Origin of the sequence: Pedobacter zeaxanthinifaciens, assembly GCF_003313335.1 — a bacterium.
In the GTDB taxonomy this organism is placed as follows: domain Bacteria; phylum Bacteroidota; class Bacteroidia; order Sphingobacteriales; family Sphingobacteriaceae; genus Pedobacter; species Pedobacter zeaxanthinifaciens.
In genome coordinates, this window is record NZ_QMHP01000006.1 from 288,010 (window position 1) to 303,040 (window position 15,031).

Here is a 15,031-nt window from a genome sequence, read left to right on the forward strand (position 1 = left end):
TATCCGCTGCCATCAGGTTTAGTTGACAAAAACCTGCAACGAAACTTAGCGTTCTCTGCGGTTCTCTTATTTTTCTTTGCGTTAAAATTAACCGCAATCCCGTACTTACGGAATGCAGTTTCGCAAAGAATAGTTACTGCGCAAACTTTGTCAATCTTATAAGCAATTTGGCATAGGAAAGGTTGACAAAGTTGAATTTTGCGATTTTATCTTTTTGCTATCGCAATGTTAGCAGGGCGCCGTGGTTTGCACATTGCAAAACGTTAATTTTTGATTACGGTAATTAGTTTTACTTTTACGTTCTAATCTGTTCATTTCATTAACGTTTAAATTAATATGCTTTCTTTTTTAATTCAAAGTACGCAGGCGGTAGTTATCGTTCCGGTATCAATTGGTTCAACATTGGCGGTGGTCATTTGTTGGGGCCGAACCAACTCGGTGTTGGTATCTGCTTTTGCTGGATTATTTGGATGGTTATACGTTTTCATGTATGTATTTTTTATTAGGCCTAAAGAGGAAAGAGATGGAGAATAACTCCTTTGCAATTTCTTCTTACAAATAGATGTAGATGAATTGACCGCAAAAGCTTGGTGAACCTAAAAAGTATTCCGCATAAAAGCACTGACAATTTGAGCCTAGCAGTTTAACGATTTGCTTTTCGCTTCAATTAGAAGTACTTTTATCCTATTATTAAAAATATCAATTGGATTTTAAAGAATTTGGATTTAACGCGGAGCTTTTAGAAGGCCTGCTAGCAATGGGTTTCAAGAACGCTACTCCTATACAACAACAAGCTATTCCAATCATTACTGCAAATAAAGACTTGATAGCTTGTGCACAAACCGGGACGGGCAAAACAGGAGCCTTTTTGCTGCCCATCATGAATATGCTTACGCAAAAGCACGAGCGTCACAACAATGTGCTGATACTTACACCTACCAGAGAGCTTGCTCAACAAATTGATTTACAGGTGGAAGCGCTTTCTTATTTCACCAACATCAGCTCACTAACGGTATACGGCGGCGGCGATGGCGTAGCTTACGAACAACAAAAACGTTCTATGCGTGAAGGGGTTGATATTATTATTGCCACTCCTGGCCGACTCATTTCGCATTTGGCGTCGGGAGTTTTAAAAATGGATAAATTAGAGCATTTGGTGTTGGATGAGGCGGATAGGATGTTGGATATGGGTTTTTATGAGGATATCATGAAAATTGTGGGCTATTTGCCCAAAGAGCGCCAAACGGTGATGTTCTCTGCAACAATGCCTCCAAAAATTCGCAAACTAGCAAGCAGCTTATTAAATGAGCCAGAGCAAATCAATATCTCCATTTCTAAACCAGCGGAGGGCATTAACCAACAAATTTATCTCATCCATGATGAGCAGAAAGTCCAATTACTAACGGAGCTGCTAAAATCAGCAACTTATAATCGCATTATTGTGTTTGCTGGTCGTAAGGAAAAGGTGAAAGAATTGGGCAAAGTATTCAAAAAGTTGGGTTTAAAGGCGGCGGCTTTCCATAGTGATCTTGACCAAAAGGAACGTGAAGCCATCATGCTCGACTTTAAAAATGATAAGCTGAACGTACTGATTGGTACAGATGTATTGAGCAGAGGCATTGATGTAACGGGTATCGATTTGGTGATCAATTACGATGCACCGCAGGATCCTGAAGATTATATTCACCGAATTGGTCGTACAGCAAGGGCAGCTACCACAGGTACCGCAATTACGCTGGTAAACCCTAAAGATAAACGTAGGTTGGCTAACATTGAAAAGCTGATTGAACGACAAATTGATCGCATTCCTTTGCCTGAACACTTAGGCGAAGCACCTAAAGACGAACCCGCAGGAGAGAAGAAGCCTTATAAAAAGAAGAAAAAGTTTTTTAAAAAGAAACCTAAGGCGGTTTAGCCACAGATGCACAGATAATTTCATTAAAAATGACTATTTTAACAGAATAATCATTTACCAATGAATTTTATTTCTAAGCAAGAGACTTTTGAAATCATAGGTCTATGTATGGAAGTGCATAATAACCTAGGAGCGGGATTTTTAGAGATAGTGTATAAAGATGCGCTTGAGTATGAATTTCAGTCTAGAAATATCTCCTACCAGCGAGAAAAAGAGTACCATGTCGATTATAAAGGAATTATTTTGCCGCATAAGTTCTTTGCGGATTTTGTAGTTTTTAATACTATTATTTTGGAAGTTAAATGCACTAGTTGTATTGCAAATGAACATATGGCGCAAGCCATCAATTATTTGAAAGTTTCTAAAAATAGAGTTGCACTTGTTGTTAACTTTGGAGAAGTTCGCTTGAATTACAAAAGATTAATATTGTAAATCGACGCAGACATACAGATAGAGATTCTTGATATCTTAAAATTAAGATCTGTGCATCTGTGGCAAATCAAAAAAGTATGCAAAACCTTCCACCATTAGCCGAAAGATTACGCCCGCAAAACTTAGATGAATATGTTGGGCAAAAGCATTTAGTTGGCGAAGGAGCTGTATTACGGAAGGCAATTGAAAGTGGCCGTATACCATCCATGATTTTCTGGGGCCCGCCGGGTGTAGGTAAAACTACGTTGGCTACCATCATTTCCCAAAACTTAGATAGGCCTTTTTTTGCACTTAGCGCCATCAATTCAGGAGTTAAAGATGTAAGGGAGGTCATCGATAAAGCAGCGGCAATGAAAGGAAGCTTCATGGGGATGCCCATCTTGTTCATTGATGAGATTCATCGCTTCAGCAAATCGCAGCAAGACAGCTTGTTGGGAGCCGTGGAGCGTGGTTTAGTCACTTTAATCGGTGCTACTACAGAAAATCCTAGCTTCGAAGTGATATCGGCTTTGCTTTCCCGTTGTCAGGTTTATATCCTTCAAAATTTAACAGAAGAAGAATTGGTTGGTTTACTTCACACCGCCATCCAAAAAGATGAAATCTTATCGACAAAAAAAATCGAAATTAAAGAACATGAAGCGTTAATTAGGTTAAGTGGCGGCGATGCCCGTAAGCTGCTTAATGTGCTGGAAATTGCCATTAACGGTGTTGGCGGAGATGAAATAGTGCTCACTAACGAAAATGTACTGGCCCATGCACAACAAAATTTAGCCCTTTACGATAAGGCTGGCGAGCAACACTATGATATCATTTCTGCTTTTATCAAATCCATCCGCGGTAGCGACCCAAATGGAGCGGTATATTGGTTAGCTAGGATGATTGAAGGAGGAGAAGATCCTTTGTTTATCGCTCGCCGTTTAGTCATATTGGCTTCCGAAGATATTGGCAATGCCAACCCTAATGCACTGTTACTAGCGAATAGTTGTTTTCAAGCAGTTAACGTTATCGGTTTTCCAGAAAGTAGGATTATTCTATCACAATGCGTAACTTACATGGCATCATCGGTAAAAAGCAATGCCGCTTACGAAGCCATTAATCAGGCGCAAGCATTAGTGAAACAAACTGGCGATTTGCCTGTGCCGCTGCATTTGCGTAATGCGCCAACTAAGCTCATGAAAAATATTGGCTATGGCGCTGATTACAAATATGCACACGCTTATGAAGGTAATTTTGAAGCACAAGAGTATTTGCCAGAAAAATTGAGCGGAACTAAGTTGTACGATCCGGGAAGAAACCCGGCAGAGGATAAGCTTCGCGAAAAATTAAAACAGAATTGGAAAAATAAATATAACTACTGATATATGCTGAGCACTTTTTTATCACATCAATGGAAGGCTTTTTGGCGTAGCCGAAATAAAGCAGGAAGCATTGCGGCGCAAATTGTTTTGGGATTTTTTATGCTTTATTTCTTGGTGGTAGCTATAGGCGTAGGTTTTTGGATGACTAGCATCATTGATAAGATTATGCCGGGCATTAGTCCCACTATAGTTTTTAACGGCTTGATTTTATATTACTTCTTGCTTGATTTGGCTATAAGGATACAAATGCAGGATCTGCCAACGTTGAGTATTGTCCCCTATCTTCATTTAAATATTTCTAGAAGAACGATCGTGAACTTTTTGAATTTACGGTCGCTATTTTCATTCTTTAATGTATTGCCGCTCTTTATCTTTTTGCCATTTATTTTTATCAATATTAGTGCTGCGGGAGGTGTGGTTGATGTGGTGGTATACTTGCTATCCATACTAGGACTTATCGTTTTTAATAACTTTTTGGTGCTTTACATTAAACGAAGGGCTATCAACAATGTATTAATTTTTGCAATTGGTATTATGGTGGTATTGGGCTTAGCCGCATCAGATTATTACGGATTGATTTCCATTAGAGCCTTTTCAAACTTGGTGTTTCAAAACGTTGTAAGATATCCGTTTTTAGCATTGATATTTCCATTGGCAGCATTTGCGATATTTTATATAAACGCCAAATTTTTGACTGCAAATTTGTATACCGAGGAATTGAGTTCAAAGGATGATAAAAAGGTAAGTACAGATTATCCTTTCTTAAACAGCTTTGGTAGAGTGGGAGAATTAGCCGCTCTTGAGCTAAAGCTAATTTTACGACATAAGCGTTCCAGAAGTTCGGTAATTATGGGGTTTCTGTTTCTATGCTACGGCTTTTTCTTTTACCGCCTGCCATTAATTGAAAATAATGAATTTGGAAAAATGTTGTTTGCCGCAGTTTTTATGACTGGCATTAACATCTCCGTTTACGGTCAATTCATGTTTGCTTGGCAAAGTGCACATTTTGATGGTTTATTGGTGAATAAAATTGATCATCGGGATTTTATTAAAGCAAAGTTTCTACTGTTCACTATTGGCAGTACATTAATTACTGCCCTTTCAGCATTTTACGGATTTATGAGCTATAAGTTATTGTTGCTGCATTTAGCTACTTACATCTATAATATTGGCGTGAGTACCATTGTGGTATTGTACTTTGCTAATTTTAACTACAAACGATTAGATATTACCAAAAGTGCAAGTTTTAATTGGCAAGGCGTTGGAGCCTCACAATGGTTACTTAGTTTGCCGCTCCTACTAATCCCATTAATTATCTACATACCTTTTGGCGTACTAAACCAACCTTACTGGGGGTTGGCAGCACTATCGCTTTTAGGGTTGCTAGGCTTGTTATTACGCAATTATTTTATCAAGATAATTGTAAACAAATTTGAAAAACAACGATATAAAATAGCCGAGGGCTTTAGAGAATAAAATTATGATTGAAGTAAAGAACTTAGTTAAGAGTTACGCTGGTCGTACAGTTGTCAATATCCAACAGTTGAGCATCAAAACTGGCGAAACAATAGGACTGGTAGGTAATAATGGCGCTGGAAAAACAACTTTCTTTCGCATGTTATTGGATTTAATTCGCCCAGATGGAGGTGTTATCCTTTCCAAAGATATGGACGTTTCAAAGTCCGCTTCGTGGAAAGATTATACAGCATCCTATTTGGATGAAGGCTTTTTGATTGATTACCTCACTCCTGAAGAGTATTTCGTATTTATAGGCAGCTTGCATGGATTAAGTGCTGCCCATGTTGCGGATTATTTGAAGCAATATGAGGAATTTTTTAACGGCGAAATCTTAAATCGTGGCAAATATATTCGTGATTTTTCAAAAGGAAATCAAAATAAAGTGGGTATTGCAGCGGCGTTAATGCAAAAGCCAGAGCTTTTAATTTTAGATGAACCTTTTGCCAATTTAGATCCCACTACGCAAATTAGGCTGAAAAGTTTACTGAAAAACTTAAGTCAAACTCAAAAGCTAACCACTTTTATTTCTAGTCACGATTTAAATCACGTTACCGACGTTTGCAATAGAATTGTACTGTTAGAAAAAGGAAGCATTATTAAAGATTTTTACACCGATGAAAATTCGTTAAAGGAGCTGGAAGCTTATTTTTCAGAGTAAAGTGTATGGTAATTTGGTCAATGTTAAAGCTCACTTTGCAAAAAACATAAACCAATTTGCCACTACAACGTTTAGTAAATAAAGGAGTACTGGTGTTGTCAACTAGTTTTTTAAGCGAATTGTAAAATTGGCATTACCTTTGACTACACCAAAAACAATATTAATAAACGAAATAAAAAAATGATGACTACAAAATTTAAGACAGCAACTGTCGCTATAGCTTTATCGGTAGGTGCAATGATTTTTCAGAGCTGCGATAGCCTAACCAATACTCAAAAAGGTGCGGGTATTGGTGCTGCTGCAGGAGGTGTAATTGGTGCTTTAATTGGTAAAAAAGCAGGTAATACTGCAGTTGGTGCCGTTATTGGAGCAGCAGTTGGTGGTACTGCAGGTGGTTTCATTGGTAAAAGAATGGACAAACAAGCTGCTGAAATTCAACAAGCAATTCCAGGTGCTGAAGTAATTCGTGAAGGCGAAGGTATCATTGTAAGATTTGATAGCGGTATCCTTTTCGATTTTAACAAAACTGACTTAAAAGACGCTGCTAAAAAGAACATTCAGTCTTTAGCTGCTTCATTAAACCAATATCCAGGTACTGATGTGAAAGTTATTGGTCATACCGATAATATTGGTACTGCTGCTGTTAACCAAAGCATGTCTGAAAAAAGAGCGGCTGCAGTTAAAACTTATGCTGTTTCGCAAGGTGTTCCAGCATCTCGCTTAGTAACAGAAGGTAAAGGTTTTAATGAGCCAATTGCTGATAACTCAACTGAAGCAGGTCGTGCTTTAAACCGTAGGGTAGAGATTGTAATTATTGCTAATGAGCAATTGAAAAAAGAAGCACAAGAAAAAGCAGGATAGTTTTAAAATAAACGATACAAGAAACCCCGAAGTTAATTCGGGGTTTTTTTTATTCGTAAATGTCTGCAAAATACTCAATAGCTAAGCCTTTCAGTAGCATTTCTTGCTCCATCGCGGCGTACGATGGTATTGGTTTAATCAGCTTCCAATGCGGCCAGCCATCTTGGTCTAAACCTTCTAATTCATAAAACCCCATTTCACTTAATAAACGACAAGTAGCAATGTGCATCAGCTCTTCTTTTTGTCGCTTACTAAATTTACCGGGCCCTTTTCCCAATTCCTGAACACCAATTAAAAACAACATCACCTTCAAGTCGGGCAATTCCGAATCGAAATCTTTAGCTATCTTTTCTTGCAGCGCTTTCCATTTGATATTGATTTCTGCTGGTTTCATGTTGCAAATATACAATCTCTACCTCTTTGTTTTCTTGATTATATTCGGTCTTGCTCATTGCCTTTTTATCTTTCATATTTATTCTAGTATTTCTAGCTTTGTGAAATGAGGTCTAAAATAAATGTTGGCTTACTGGCCTACGGTATGTCTGGTAAGGTGTTTCATGCACCTTTTATAGCTGCTAACGAGGGGTTTAATTTTGTAGCCGTTACCGAAAGGAATAAAAAACAAGCTGCGGAAGATTATCCAAACGTGATTAGTTATGATAGTGTTGACGAACTGATTGACGACGAAAGTATTGATCTCATCATCATTAACACCCCAAATTATACGCATTATGAATTTGCAAAAAAGTGTTTGTTGGCGGGTAAACATATTTTGGTTGAAAAACCATTTACGGCAACAACAGCACAGGCTGCAGAACTATTTGCATTAGCTAAACAGGTTGGAAAAAAGGCTTTAGTTTATCAAAATAGACGGTTTGATAGTGGATTCAAAATCACCAAACAAATTATAGAAAGCGGACAATTAGGCAAGCTAACGGAGGTTTACTTCAGATTTGACAGATACAGAAATGAAATAGGTCCGAAGTTGTTTAAGGAAGATAGCACTTTTGAAGCTAGCGGCTTACAGTATGATTTAGGACCACATTTGATTGATCAAGCAGTGGCTTTATTTGGTAAGCCCGATAGGTTTTATAAGGTACTGGCCTGCAACAGACAAGAAAGCCAAGTAGATGATTACTTTTTTATTCATTTGGCTTATCCAAATCAGTTGAATGTGTATTTAACTGCAACTTTGCTGGCAGCAGATATTCCAGCGGCTTTTGTAGTGAACGGATCGATGGGTTCGTTTTCAAAAAATCACGGCGATGTGCAGGAAGCTCAGCTTTTAAAAGGAGTGAAGCCAACCGATGATGGCTACGGTGTGGAGGCGCAAAACGATGCCGGAAAGTTGACCCTAGTAACTGGCCCTAATGAAAGGAAGGTGGAGGTATTAACATCTCCGAAAGGTAATTATGGAGAATTGTTCGAAGCCGTTTATCAAACCATAGTTAATGATGTGCCTTATCCAATTACAGAAGATGATGTTATTGCGCAATTGGCAATTTTAGCATCTAAATAAAAATACTTTTTCAATAAAAAGTTTGGTTTGCTGTATTAATCGAAATTCGATAGCTAGTTCAATACAGTAGGCATAAATTATTTTACTTTTGGGCGACCAAATAAAATTCAAATGGCCGTTTATCAAATAGGTGTAAATAGGTTAACTATTGCCTCTGTACAAGAGATAATTAACACTAAGCAGCAAATTCAGCTTTCTGCCGAGGCTACGGAACGAATTGTTAAGTGTAGACATTACCTCGATGAAAAGTTAAGTAAAACAGAAGAACCGATTTACGGTATCAATACTGGTTTTGGTTATTTACAAAACGTTAAAGTAGCCGCCAGCCAGCTTACGCAATTACAACACAACTTGCTCTTATCGCATGCTTGTGGTACTGGAGAGGAAGTGCCTAGGCCTATCGTGAAGTTGATGTTGCTGTTAAAAATTCAGTCGTTAAGTTATGGCCATTCGGCGGTTGCACTAAGTACGGTACAGCGGTTAGTTGATTTTTTTAACCACGATATTTTACCTGTGGTTTATACGCAGGGTTCTTTAGGGGCATCAGGTGATTTGGCTCCCCTGGCACATTTGGCTTTGCCGTTAATAGGTGAAGGCGAGGTTTGGTACAAGGAAGAAAAAGCTCCCAGTGAAAAGCTAAACCAGCAGATGAATTGGCAGCCACTAACTTTGCAGAGCAAGGAAGGCTTGGCGCTGATCAACGGTACGCAATTTATGAGTGCTTATGGGGTGTATTGTTTGTTGCAAGCTGAAAATTTGTTGGCATGGGCCGATGCCGTTGCCGCTACTGCCATTGATGCTTTTGATTGCCGTATTGATCCGTTTTTGGATTTGAGTCACGTGATTCGTCCGCACAAAGGTCAGCTAACCACAGCTAACAACATTAAGCATTGGTTAAAGGGAAGTGAATTGATAGCACAGCAAGGCAAGCAAACTCAGGATCCCTATTCGTTTCGTTGCGTACCTCAGGTACATGGCGCAAGTAAGGATAGTGTAGCGTACATCCAATCTGTTTTTGAAACGGAAATCAATTCAGTTACTGATAATCCCAATGTATTTCCGGATGAAGATTTAATTATCTCCGCAGGGAATTTTCATGGTCAGCCGCTGGCTTTAACCCTTGATTTTTTATGTATGGCATTGGCCGAAATTGGATCTATCTCGGAACGCCGAACTTTCCAGTTGATTTCGGGCACTAGAGGATTGCCGCCTTTTTTGGTTAAAGAAGCGGGTTTAAATTCGGGCTTGATGATTACGCAGTACACAGCGGCATCGATTGCTAGCGAAAATAAGCAATTGTGTACGCCGGCATCTGTAGATAGTATTGTGAGTAGTAACGGACAGGAAGATCATGTGAGCATGGGCGCAAACGCTGCAACCAAATGCTTGCGAGTAGTTGGAAATGTGGAGCGTATTTTAGCAATAGAATTGATTACTGCTATGCAAGCCTTGGAGCTGCGGAGGCCGTTAAAATCATCACCTAAAATTGAGCAACTCTTAGCAGATTTTAGAGCGTTGGTTAAGTTTAATGAGACTGATAGGTTACTGGCGAACGATATTTCTCAAAGTGTTAGTTTTATTAAAGGAAACCGTCCTTAGGTTTAATCAATATCAACTTTGCGATTCGCTTTACTTTGCCATAAAAGAAAAACTCTTAGTTATCGTTGTCCAGAACTTATTTATGGCACATAAAGCACTTATTGGGTTGAAGAGATTCTAGAATGAATTATGATGACGTGCTTGGTTGGGTTATTTCCGTTCTCAGAGATTTGCGATCTAGGATTGGAACGTCAGATGAAATTATTTAAATCAAAAAAAATTTTCATATTTGAAGAAAAACGCTCATGAAGAGATATTTATACGTCCTGCTGTTTCTGAATATCTTGAGTTCTTGTAAAAAGGAACAATTAGTAGATGACCCTATATCTACGTCCACATTTGGTCCAGACTGTATTCTGCAAAAAAGGCAAACTGCTTTTCATATTGGTATCGCTCTTTATCGAAGTCAAGGTAAATACAAAGGAAGCGAAGAAATTTCTCTTAACGTAGCCGGAGTCACGGCCAAATTATTAAAGCGTTATGTTGATAATGAACGAATAATGATGTTATTCGAAGTTCCTGGAATTAACATAACGGGTGATCATAAATTGATTTTTAATTACAGCATCGGGGCTAGCAAATCTAGTGTTGAGAGAACAGTTAGAGTAGTTAATGATTTTTTACCTGCATCTATTTGGCCTAAATTGGACGATGTATATGTTAGGAGCCACAATTTTTTAATATCTGTATATCAGTCTTACGATTTTGACTTTAATCCACCAGCCAGCATTTCCTTGGGAAATAGCATGAAAACAGGCTATGCTTTAGATATTGGCGAGTATCGGACAAATTTCTATAGCTCGCCCAAAGTCTACGTGGGTAAAGAATTTATACCAGGTTTAAATGGTGTTTACCAAACTTACTACGAAAATGGTCTATTAAAGGAAATAAATGTAATGATTGCAGACACTTTTAGAGATCCGTTTTTTAGTATAACGGAATTAAAAAATGAATTAATTAAATTGTATGGATCGCCTACGCAATCTGGTGGTAAAACAATTTATAGGTCTGGCAACTTTGATATCGCCTTTGATGACTATTATTATAGATACATTACTGCCACAGTAACCAAGGCAAGATAAATTAGATTATTGTAGCATTGTCAATGATCATTAACCGTAACTCAAATTATGAATAATTACACGCTCCTTTTACTCCTGTGCTTTGCGTTTGCTTCATGTTCGAAAAATGAAGGTGTTACACCTGAGAATATCGATGTAAAAAGAGTTGTTTTTTCTACAGACCGTATTGTGCAGAAAGTGGGCAAGCCCTTCAAATTAGGGATATGGATAGAAAATAGCTTTTATACTGGCGAAGAAAACTTCTCGTTAACTGTAAATGGAATCGAAGCGAAAACATTTAAACTTAAAGACGGTGGTGAATTCTTCATAATGTTTGATGTTCAAGCGATAGAAAAAGCAGGCGATTACAATGCGATTTTTACTTTTAAAAAAGGTGCTAGTAGTCTTACTGTAGAGAAAAAAATTAGGGTAGTTGATGACTATACCTTACTTGAACTTTGGAATAAGTTGGATATAGCTTATGTAAAAGAAAATCAGTTTTTTTTGCTTCTTTATAAATCAGGCAGTTTTTGGTTCGAAACGCCTATGGAGGTGATGTTGGCCACCAATACCATTAAAGGAACGCAGTTTGGCGTAGGTGAATATAGGTCTGTTTTTGCAGGTTCAAAAAGTATATTGGCAAGTAATACACTTGTTGATGGGTTGAATGGAAGTTATCATGTTTACTATCAAGATGAGAAAGTAAAGGAAATAAGAGTTTTTTATGGCGATGCTTATAATATTTCCGAAATTAATGTTGAGGAAATATTCGCTGAAATGACTCGACTTTATGGTCAACCTACATTAGCGAGCAGCTCATCGAAACTATACAGAATTGGGGCGTTTGATGTTGAAGTTAGATACACCCTTCCTTTAATGCAGGCGATCATCAAGAAAGTAAGATAATGACTAAACGATTGCATCTCGGCCTACTACTTTCCTTTAATATTTAATTGTCGACTTTACCTGCGGATTTAAAATCCTCATATAAATGCTTCTGGATTGCAAATCCGCAGAAGCTATAATTTTACTTTCATTAGCTTTGACAAACCTCTAGTAAGTTGAGTAGAGGTTTGTCAAAGCTTGCCATTAGCACAGGTTTTTATTAATTAAACCTGATTGAAGTGGAAATACTTTTTGCTGCGTCATTTCGAACGTAGAGAGAAATCTGTATGATAGTAGCATTTAGCCTAGAGATGTCTCACTATGTTTGACATCACGGTAAACGGAATACAAAAAAGATTGAAACGAAAAGCAGGGCTTTCGGATCCGAAGCACCATTGCAATTGCTTTTCAAATTATCAATGTTAGCAGTTATAACTTATCACCTAAAACGGAAATCCAAAATTTTCTACGCCAACTATTTGGTAATTAAACAAATCTCCCTATCTTTGCAGTCCCTAAAAAACTGGGGAATTATATATTTTTTAACAAATTAAATAAAAGCAAGTGAATACGTTAAGTTACAAAACTGTCTCTGCGAATGCTAAAACCGTTAACAAACAATGGGTTGTAGTTGATGCTGAAGGAGAGATTTTGGGGCGCTTGTCTTCTAAAATTGCAATGATTATTAGAGGAAAAAACAAGCCTGAGTATACCCCACACGTAGACTGCGGTGATAACGTAATTGTTATTAATGCAGACAAAGTTAAGTTGACAGGCAGCAAAATGGTTGATAAAACCTATGTACGCTACACTGGTTATCCAGGTGGTCAGCGTTTCATTTCTCCAAAAGAGTTGTTGGCAAAACACCCTGAGCGTGTGGTAGAGAAAGCAGTGCGTGGTATGTTACCTAAAACCAAATTAGGCAAAAAGTTATATACTAACTTATTTGTTTATGCTGGTACTGAGCATCCTCATGCGGCACAATCGCCAAAAACCATTAAACTTTAATTAAAAGTAAAAGAGAAAAGAAATGTCAACAACAAATACTTCTGGTAGAAGAAAAACTGCAGTTGCTCGTATCTATTTAAAAGATGGCAACGGTGCTGTTACCGTAAATGGTAAAGATTATAAAGTATATTTCCCAACCCTACCTTTACAATACATTGTTAACCAAGCTTTCGAAGTTGCGGAAGTTGCTGGTAGATATGATGTACAAGTAAACGTAGCTGGTGGTGGTGTTAAAGGACAAGCTGAGGCTGTTCGTTTAGCAATTGCTAAAGCTATTGTTGAATTAGATGCTGAGAAAAAATCTGCGTTACGTGCTAAAGGTTTAATGACCCGTGACATGCGTATGGTTGAGCGTAAGAAACCAGGACGTGCGAAAGCTCGTAAGAGATTCCAATTCAGTAAACGTTAATCTTAAGGAGACAATACAATGGCAAGAACAACATATCAAGACTTATTGGATGCAGGTGTACACTTTGGTCACCTTACCCGCAAATGGAATCCAAAAATGGCTCCTTACATTTTCATGGAGCGTAATGGTATCCACATTATAGATTTAAACAAAACTTTAGCTAAAACTGAAGAAGCTGCTTCGGCGATTAAACAAATCGTAAAATCTGGTCGTAAGATCTTATTTGTAGCTACAAAAAAACAAGCTAAAGAAATTGTAGCAGAGCAAGCTAAAAAAGTAAACATGCCTTTCGTAACTGAGCGTTGGTTAGGTGGTATGTTAACTAACTTCGCTACTGTACGTAAGTCAATCAAGAAGATGTCTAACATCGACAAGATGACTAAAGATGGTACTTATGCTATTCTTTCTAAAAAAGAGCGTTTGATGATCCAACGTGAGCGTATCAAATTAGAAAACCTTTTAGGTGGTATTGCTGATTTGAACCGTTTACCTGCGGCCATCTTCTTAATTGACGTGAAGAAAGAACACATTGCTGTTGCTGAAGCATTGAAATTAAACATTCCTACTTTCGCAATGGTGGATACTAACTCTGATCCTTCAAACATCGATTTCCCTATTCCGGCAAATGATGATGCTACTAAATCAATCTCTTTGATTACTGACATCATTGTTAAAGCTATCGAAGAAGGTTTAGATGAGCGTAAACGTGAGAAAGATGAAGAAGCAGAAAAAGAAGCTGTAGCTGCTAAAGCTGCTGCTGATGCTCCTGAAGCTCCGGCAAAAAAAGCGTCTAAAAAAGAAGCTGCTGAAGTAGAGGCTTCATCTGAAGATAATACAGAAGCTTAATTGAAGTTGTAAGTTGTGGGTTTTAAGTTATATGTTTAACAGCGTATAACCTATAACTTACAACTTATAACATTTTATAGAAAATCAAAACATTAAATAAAGATGTCTACAGTACAAATTTCTGCGGCAGATGTAAACAAATTACGTCAACAAACAGGTGCCGGTATGATGGATTGCAAAAAAGCATTAGTAGAAGCCAATGGCGATTTCGAAGCTGCTGTTGATTTATTGCGTAAAAAAGGCCAAAAAGTATCAGCTGCTCGTTCGGGCAATGCTACTTCTGAAGGTTTAGTATTAATCAACGTTTCTGCTGATGGTACCAATGGTAAATTAGTAGCTTTAGCTTGCGAAACTGAACCTGTTTCTAAAGTTGAAGATTTCCGTAACCTAGCTCAAACTATTTTAGCTACAGCTGTTGCTAATAATCCTGCTACTGCTGAAGAATTGTTGGCAATTACTTTGGAAGATGGACGTACAGTTGCTGAAACTATCACTGAATTAACTGGTAAAATTGGCGAGAAAATCGTTATCCAAGAGTATGCAAACATCTCTGGTGAGCAAGTGGTTTCTTACATCCACTCAAACGGTAAAATGGGTGTATTAGTTGTATTTGAAGGTGCTAACGGTACAGATATTACTGAAGCTGGTAAAGATGTTGCAATGCAAATTGCTGCAATGAGCCCAATTGCTGTTGATAAAGATGGCGTTGATGCCGCTACAGTTGAACGTGAAATCGAAATCGCTAAAGATGTAATCCGTCAAGAAGGTAAACCAGAAGAAATGGTTGAGAAAATCGCTGCTGGTAAATTGAACAAATTCTACAAAGACAGTACTTTATTAAACCAAGAGTTTGTTAAAGACGGTTCTATGGACGTTCGTAAATTCTTGGACAATACTGTAAAAGGATTAACCGTTACTTCTTTCAAACGTGTACAATTAGGTGCTTAATTTTTAAGCCCAAA

General features: G+C 37.8%; 16 protein-coding genes. 14 read left to right on the plus strand and 2 right to left on the minus strand.

From position 1 onward, the window contains the following. Window positions 1–353: 353 nt before the first annotated feature. Entirely contained in the window at window positions 354–488 is a 135-nt protein-coding gene (locus tag DUT68_RS18595) for a hypothetical protein (RefSeq protein ID WP_262510296.1), read from the minus strand. A 215-nt stretch (window positions 489–703) separates the two neighbouring features. Between DUT68_RS18595 and DUT68_RS11660 the strand changes: the two genes are divergently transcribed. The 6 genes from DUT68_RS11660 (at window position 704) to DUT68_RS11685 (ending at window position 6,742) form a co-directional block, all read left to right on the plus strand. Then, window positions 704–1,915: a DEAD/DEAH box helicase gene (locus DUT68_RS11660; RefSeq protein WP_198659579.1), complete on the plus strand. Its 1,212-nt coding sequence runs from the start codon at window positions 704–706 to the stop codon at window positions 1,913–1,915. Between the two features lie 60 nt (window positions 1,916–1,975). Next, window positions 1,976–2,347 (plus strand): GxxExxY protein, encoded by a 372-nt coding sequence (locus DUT68_RS11665; RefSeq protein ID WP_113638375.1) that lies wholly within the window; start codon window positions 1,976–1,978, stop codon window positions 2,345–2,347. A gap of 77 nt (window positions 2,348–2,424) precedes the next feature. Then, the gene (locus DUT68_RS11670; RefSeq protein ID WP_113638376.1) at window positions 2,425–3,705 is read left to right on the plus strand and encodes a replication-associated recombination protein A; all 1,281 of its coding nucleotides are present in this window, start codon (window positions 2,425–2,427) and stop codon (window positions 3,703–3,705) included. Window positions 3,706–3,708: 3 nt separating this feature from the next. Then, window positions 3,709–5,181, plus strand: a complete 1,473-nt coding sequence (locus DUT68_RS11675) for a DUF5687 family protein (protein WP_113638377.1) — start codon at window positions 3,709–3,711, stop codon at window positions 5,179–5,181. A gap of 4 nt (window positions 5,182–5,185) precedes the next feature. Beyond that, window positions 5,186–5,881, plus strand: coding sequence for an ABC transporter ATP-binding protein (locus tag DUT68_RS11680; RefSeq protein ID WP_237088321.1), 696 nt, complete (start codon window positions 5,186–5,188; stop codon window positions 5,879–5,881). Window positions 5,882–6,061: 180 nt separating this feature from the next. Further along, window positions 6,062–6,742: an OmpA family protein gene (locus tag DUT68_RS11685; protein ID WP_113638379.1), complete on the plus strand. Its 681-nt coding sequence runs from the start codon at window positions 6,062–6,064 to the stop codon at window positions 6,740–6,742. Window positions 6,743–6,791: 49 nt separating this feature from the next. On the opposite strand, the gene DUT68_RS11690 is transcribed toward DUT68_RS11685, so the two are convergent. Continuing rightward, window positions 6,792–7,136 (minus strand): hypothetical protein, encoded by a 345-nt coding sequence (locus DUT68_RS11690; protein ID WP_113638380.1) that lies wholly within the window; start codon window positions 7,134–7,136, stop codon window positions 6,792–6,794. Between the two features lie 105 nt (window positions 7,137–7,241). Here DUT68_RS11690 and DUT68_RS11695 point away from each other — a divergent pair, with 105 nt between their 5' ends. From DUT68_RS11695 to tsf, 8 genes are all read left to right on the plus strand, one after another. Then, on the plus strand, window positions 7,242–8,261 hold the full coding sequence (locus DUT68_RS11695; RefSeq protein ID WP_113638381.1) for a Gfo/Idh/MocA family oxidoreductase: 1,020 nt from the start codon (window positions 7,242–7,244) through the stop codon (window positions 8,259–8,261). A gap of 111 nt (window positions 8,262–8,372) precedes the next feature. After that, on the plus strand, window positions 8,373–9,860 hold the full coding sequence (gene hutH / locus DUT68_RS11700) for a histidine ammonia-lyase (protein WP_113638382.1): 1,488 nt from the start codon (window positions 8,373–8,375) through the stop codon (window positions 9,858–9,860). Window positions 9,861–10,105: 245 nt separating this feature from the next. Further along, entirely contained in the window at window positions 10,106–10,942 is an 837-nt protein-coding gene (locus DUT68_RS11705; RefSeq protein WP_157960852.1) for a hypothetical protein, read from the plus strand. Window positions 10,943–10,990: 48 nt separating this feature from the next. Beyond that, window positions 10,991–11,827, plus strand: a complete 837-nt coding sequence (locus DUT68_RS11710) for a hypothetical protein (RefSeq protein WP_113638384.1) — start codon at window positions 10,991–10,993, stop codon at window positions 11,825–11,827. 543 nt (window positions 11,828–12,370) lie between these two features. Then, on the plus strand, window positions 12,371–12,814 hold the full coding sequence (gene rplM, locus DUT68_RS11715; protein ID WP_113638385.1) for a 50S ribosomal protein L13: 444 nt from the start codon (window positions 12,371–12,373) through the stop codon (window positions 12,812–12,814). Between the two features lie 22 nt (window positions 12,815–12,836). After that, window positions 12,837–13,223, plus strand: a complete 387-nt coding sequence (gene rpsI, locus DUT68_RS11720; protein ID WP_113638386.1) for a 30S ribosomal protein S9 — start codon at window positions 12,837–12,839, stop codon at window positions 13,221–13,223. An 18-nt stretch (window positions 13,224–13,241) separates the two neighbouring features. Beyond that, entirely contained in the window at window positions 13,242–14,069 is an 828-nt protein-coding gene (gene rpsB / locus DUT68_RS11725; protein WP_113638387.1) for a 30S ribosomal protein S2, read from the plus strand. Window positions 14,070–14,171: 102 nt separating this feature from the next. Then, entirely contained in the window at window positions 14,172–15,017 is an 846-nt protein-coding gene (tsf, locus tag DUT68_RS11730) for a translation elongation factor Ts (protein WP_113638388.1), read from the plus strand. Window positions 15,018–15,031 lie beyond the last annotated feature (14 nt).

What these genes read in the sequence shown, in the direction of transcription:
- DUT68_RS11695 (WP_113638381.1), top strand. Translation starts at nt 7,242, where the DNA reads ATGAGGTCTAAAATAAATGTTGGCTTACTGGCCTACGGTATGTCTGGT.
- DUT68_RS11665 (WP_113638375.1), top strand. Translation starts at nt 1,976, where the DNA reads ATGAATTTTATTTCTAAGCAAGAGACTTTTGAAATCATAGGTCTATGT.
- rpsB (WP_113638387.1), top strand. Translation starts at nt 13,242, where the DNA reads ATGGCAAGAACAACATATCAAGACTTATTGGATGCAGGTGTACACTTT.
- DUT68_RS18595 (WP_262510296.1), bottom strand. Translation starts at nt 488, where the DNA reads ATGAAAACGTATAACCATCCAAATAATCCAGCAAAAGCAGATACCAAC.
- DUT68_RS11670 (WP_113638376.1), top strand. Translation starts at nt 2,425, where the DNA reads ATGCAAAACCTTCCACCATTAGCCGAAAGATTACGCCCGCAAAACTTA.
- DUT68_RS11675 (WP_113638377.1), top strand. Translation starts at nt 3,709, where the DNA reads ATGCTGAGCACTTTTTTATCACATCAATGGAAGGCTTTTTGGCGTAGC.
- DUT68_RS11680 (WP_237088321.1), top strand. Translation starts at nt 5,186, where the DNA reads ATGATTGAAGTAAAGAACTTAGTTAAGAGTTACGCTGGTCGTACAGTT.
- DUT68_RS11705 (WP_157960852.1), top strand. Translation starts at nt 10,106, where the DNA reads ATGAAGAGATATTTATACGTCCTGCTGTTTCTGAATATCTTGAGTTCT.
- DUT68_RS11710 (WP_113638384.1), top strand. Translation starts at nt 10,991, where the DNA reads ATGAATAATTACACGCTCCTTTTACTCCTGTGCTTTGCGTTTGCTTCA.
- DUT68_RS11685 (WP_113638379.1), top strand. Translation starts at nt 6,062, where the DNA reads ATGATGACTACAAAATTTAAGACAGCAACTGTCGCTATAGCTTTATCG.
- hutH (WP_113638382.1), top strand. Translation starts at nt 8,373, where the DNA reads ATGGCCGTTTATCAAATAGGTGTAAATAGGTTAACTATTGCCTCTGTA.
- tsf (WP_113638388.1), top strand. Translation starts at nt 14,172, where the DNA reads ATGTCTACAGTACAAATTTCTGCGGCAGATGTAAACAAATTACGTCAA.
- rpsI (WP_113638386.1), top strand. Translation starts at nt 12,837, where the DNA reads ATGTCAACAACAAATACTTCTGGTAGAAGAAAAACTGCAGTTGCTCGT.
- DUT68_RS11690 (WP_113638380.1), bottom strand. Translation starts at nt 7,136, where the DNA reads ATGAAACCAGCAGAAATCAATATCAAATGGAAAGCGCTGCAAGAAAAG.